The following is a 3,510-nucleotide window of genomic DNA, read 5'->3' as shown; positions in this document are numbered from 1 at the left end:
CTGGTGCTGCAGATGCCGGCCGGGACCCAGGCGCTGCGGGTGCAGCTGGCAGCCGATCCGGCCTACGACCACATCGTGCGCGACCTTTACCTCGCCCCGGGCAGCACGCTGCCGCTGGACGGGCTGGAGAGCGGCATCTGGCACTTGCGCGCCCGCCAAGTCGATTCGCTGGGCATTGAAGGCTTTGATGCCAAGCTGCGCTTCGAGCTGAAGGTGCTGACCACCGCGCCTGGCCTGGTGCCCTTCACCGTGCCGCAGCCGCCAGGCGTGGTCAAGCTGCGCTGGCAACCGGTGGCGGACGTCGACCACTACCGCGTGGAAGTGGCGCGCGATGCGGGCTTCACGCAGATGGAGCACCAGGGCGACGCCGACGCGACCAGCCTGCGCGTGATCGTGGCCCAGCCTGGCACGCATCACTGGCGCGTGGCGGCGCTGAAGGACGTGGCAGGCAAGCCCGAGCTTGGCAACTGGAGCGAGGCCGGCGAGATCGAGATCAGCGACCCGCGCGCCGAAGGCGCAGCGCGCTGATCAGGGCCGAAAGCTCGGCGCGCTGAACAGCGTCACTTCACCAGGCGGTTCAGCCGCTCGGCGTCAAAGCGCTCGGTGGTCTGCGCGTCCTGCGGCACGCAGTCGTCGCCAGGCAACTCGCGCGAACGCTGCGACAGCTTCTCGATCGCCTGCCACAGCAGCGCGATCTGGTGCTCCTGGGTCGAGGCGTTGTCGATCAGGCCCTTCATGGCCTGGGCCACCGGGTCATCGCCGTTCGTCACGCCATAGGCCGAGAAGCCCATGCGCGCCGCCGCCGTTTCGCGGGCCGCGTCCACCTCGCGCTGGATGATGCGGGCCGGGTTGCCGACCGCCGTGGCGCCTGCCGGTACCGGCTTGGTCAGCACCGCGCCGGAGCCGATGCGCGCACCAGCGCCCACCGTGAAGCCACCCAGCACCGAAGCATGGGCACCGACGATCACGCCGGCCTCCAGCGTCGGGTGGCGCTTCGCGCCCTTGACCAGCGAGGTGCCGCCCAGCGTCACGCCCTGGTAGATGGTGCAGTCGTCGCCGATCTCGGCCATCTCGCCGATCACCACGCCCATGCCGTGGTCGATGAAGACCCGCCGGCCAATGGTCGCGCCCGGATGGATCTCGATGCCGGTGGCCATGCGACCCAGCTGAGACAGGAAGCGGCCGGCCCACTTGAATCCTGCCCGCCAGCAGCCATGCGCTGCGCGGTGCCAGATCAGTGCGTGCAGGCCGGGGTAACAGGTGAGCACCTCCCAGGCGCTTCGCGCGGCGGGGTCGCGCTCAAGAATGCAGGCAATGTCTTCGCGGAGTCGGGCGAACATGGCGGCTCCAGGGGAATGCTGGGGAGGCGGGACACGCGGCGGGCAGGTGCCGCGGGCAAGAACAGAAAACGTGATTGCAAATTCAGTGTAGCCGGGGCGATTGAACCCGGCTGGACACGGGATTTTCGCCAGCCGCCCGTTCAGTCCTCGGCGACCCTCTTCGGGGCTGCCTTCACGGCCACCTTTTGCACCGCCCGCGCCACGCCGCGCAGGATGTGCACCTCCTCCTGGCTCAGCAAGGCACGGTTGGCCAGTTGGTTCAGCCGCGGCAGCAGCTTGCGCGGCACCTGCGGGTCCAGGAAACCGATCTGCACCAGCGCTTCCTGCCAGTGGGCCAGCAGGCCTTGCACCGCCACGCCATCGGCCCAGTCCACAGGCGCGGTTCGCGGTGCCACGCCAAAGCCACCCAGCGCCTGGCGCCAGTCGTAGGCCAGCACCTGCAGCGCCTGGGCCAGGTTCAGCGAGCCGTAGGCGGGGTCCGTGGGAATCGACAGGCAGGCATGGCAGCGGTACACATCCTCATTGGCCATGCCGAAGCGCTCGCCGCCAAACACAAAGGCCACGCGATGGCCTTCGCCGGCCAGCGAGGCGAAGCGCTCGCGCGGCGAGAAGGTCGGCGGGCCGAAGTCGCGGGGGGTCATGGCCGTGGCGCAGGCGTATGTCACGCCATCCAGCGCGGCGGCCAGGTCCGGCACGATGCGGGCGCCAGCCAGGATGTCGGTCGCGCCGCTCGCCATCGCAACGGTTTCCTCGCGCACCAGCACGTCGGCAAAGCGCGGCGCCACCAGCACCAGGTCGTGGAAACCCATCACCTTCATGGCCCGCGCGGCCGCGCCCACGTTGCCAGGATGGCTGGTGTGCATCAGGACAAAACGCGTCGGATCGCGACTTTCGCCCGCTTGGTCAACAGAGGGCTTCGAGGGGTCAGGCATTGCAGGCACGGCGCAGGGCGCTAGAATTCGCGGTTTCGCACCGGCCATTGTCGCGCGCCGCGCCGCTTTGCAAAAAGCAGCCGCCGCCCTCGCAACCGCGCCCAAGCGACGCTCTTTGTCCGCCGCCAGATCGCCCCGCTGCAGTTCTTCTGCGCCGGCACGCCCCCGTCCCACCTCCGCCGCTGCGGCAGGTGTGGCCACGGTCCGTGCCGCCTGTTCCAAGCCCTCTTCCAAGGTTGAACCATGTCCCAGTCCCTGCACCCCATGTTGAACATCGCCGTCAAGGCGGCCCGCACCGCGGGGGCGATCATCAACCGGGCGTCGCTGGACCTGGACATCCTCAAGGTCAACACCAAGAGCCCCAACGACTTCGTCACCGAGGTCGACCAGAACGCCGAAGCGGCGATCATCGAAACCCTGCTCACCGCCTATCCCGGCCACGGCATCCTGGCCGAAGAATCGGGCCGCGAGCACGGCTCCAAGCACAGCGATTTCGTCTGGATCATCGACCCGCTGGACGGCACCACCAACTTCATCCACGGCTTCCCGGTCTACTGCGTGTCCATCGCGCTGTCCTTCCGCGGCAAGGTCGAGCAGGCCGTCGTCTATGACCCGACGCGCAACGACCTCTTCATGGCCTCGCGTGGCCGAGGCGCTTACCTGAACGACAAGCGCCTGCGCGTCTCCAAGCGCACCCGCCTGTCGGACTCGCTGATCGGCACCGGTTTTCCCTTCCGCAAGGGCGACAACTTCCAGCGCTACATGAAAATGTTCGAGACGGTGATGCCCGAGTGCGCAGGCCTGCGCCGCCCGGGTGCCGCCGCGCTGGACCTCTGCTACGTGGCCGCCGGCTACCTGGACGGCTTCTTCGAAACCGGCCTGAGCCCCTGGGACATTGCCGCAGGCTCGCTGATCATCACCGAGGCCGGTGGCCTGGTGGGCAACTTCACCGGCGAGTCCGACTTCATGAACCAGCGCGAAATCGTCGCCGGCTCGCCGAAGATCTACGGCCAGCTGGTGCAGCTGCTGTCGCCGTTCACCCGCGTGATCAACGACGACGAACCCGCCGCCGCACCGACCCCCGCCCCCACCGCCGACGCAGCACCCGCCGCGCGCAAGCCGATCCGCCTGCGCAAGAAGCCGGTGGAAGAAGCGCCTGCAGCCCCGACCGGCGACGACGCCCCTTTCTGAGCGCCACTTCCCCTCCTGCGAAAGACGCCATGCAACGCCGCCTGTTC

Annotated in this window: 3 protein-coding genes and 1 pseudogene; 2 read left to right on the top strand and 2 right to left on the bottom strand. The window is 68.7% G+C overall.

Annotated features, from left to right (window positions below; genetic code table 11):
- A pseudogene (locus FKP22_RS24375) lies at positions 1 to 528 on the top strand (hypothetical protein); the annotation flags it as partial.
- Positions 529 to 560: 32 nt separating this feature from the next.
- Here FKP22_RS24375 and cysE read toward each other — a convergent pair.
- The gene (cysE, locus tag FKP22_RS24370; RefSeq protein ID WP_141290252.1) at positions 561 to 1,340 is read right to left on the bottom strand and encodes a serine O-acetyltransferase; all 780 of its coding nucleotides are present in this window, start codon (positions 1,338 to 1,340) and stop codon (positions 561 to 563) included.
- Between the two features lie 140 nt (positions 1,341 to 1,480).
- Positions 1,481 to 2,203, bottom strand: a complete 723-nt coding sequence (locus tag FKP22_RS24365) for a TrmH family RNA methyltransferase (RefSeq protein ID WP_141290251.1) — start codon at positions 2,201 to 2,203, stop codon at positions 1,481 to 1,483.
- A 312-nt stretch (positions 2,204 to 2,515) separates the two neighbouring features.
- Between FKP22_RS24365 and FKP22_RS24360 the strand changes: the two genes are divergently transcribed.
- A complete protein-coding gene (locus FKP22_RS24360; protein ID WP_141290250.1) occupies positions 2,516 to 3,463 on the top strand; it encodes an inositol monophosphatase family protein in 948 nt (315 codons plus the stop codon).
- The last annotated feature ends 47 nt before the right edge of the window (positions 3,464 to 3,510 follow it).

Origin of the sequence: Ideonella azotifigens, from assembly GCF_006519715.1 — a bacterium.
GTDB lineage: Bacteria > Pseudomonadota > Gammaproteobacteria > Burkholderiales > Burkholderiaceae_C > Ideonella > Ideonella azotifigens.
This window is presented reverse-complemented; position numbering and strand designations above follow the sequence as displayed.

Coding starts and splice junctions, on each gene's coding strand:
- FKP22_RS24365 (WP_141290251.1), bottom strand. CDS start 2,203: ATGCACACCAGCCATCCTGGCAACGTGGGCGCGGCCGCGCGGGCCATG.
- cysE (WP_141290252.1), bottom strand. CDS start 1,340: ATGTTCGCCCGACTCCGCGAAGACATTGCCTGCATTCTTGAGCGCGAC.
- FKP22_RS24360 (WP_141290250.1), top strand. CDS start 2,516: ATGTCCCAGTCCCTGCACCCCATGTTGAACATCGCCGTCAAGGCGGCC.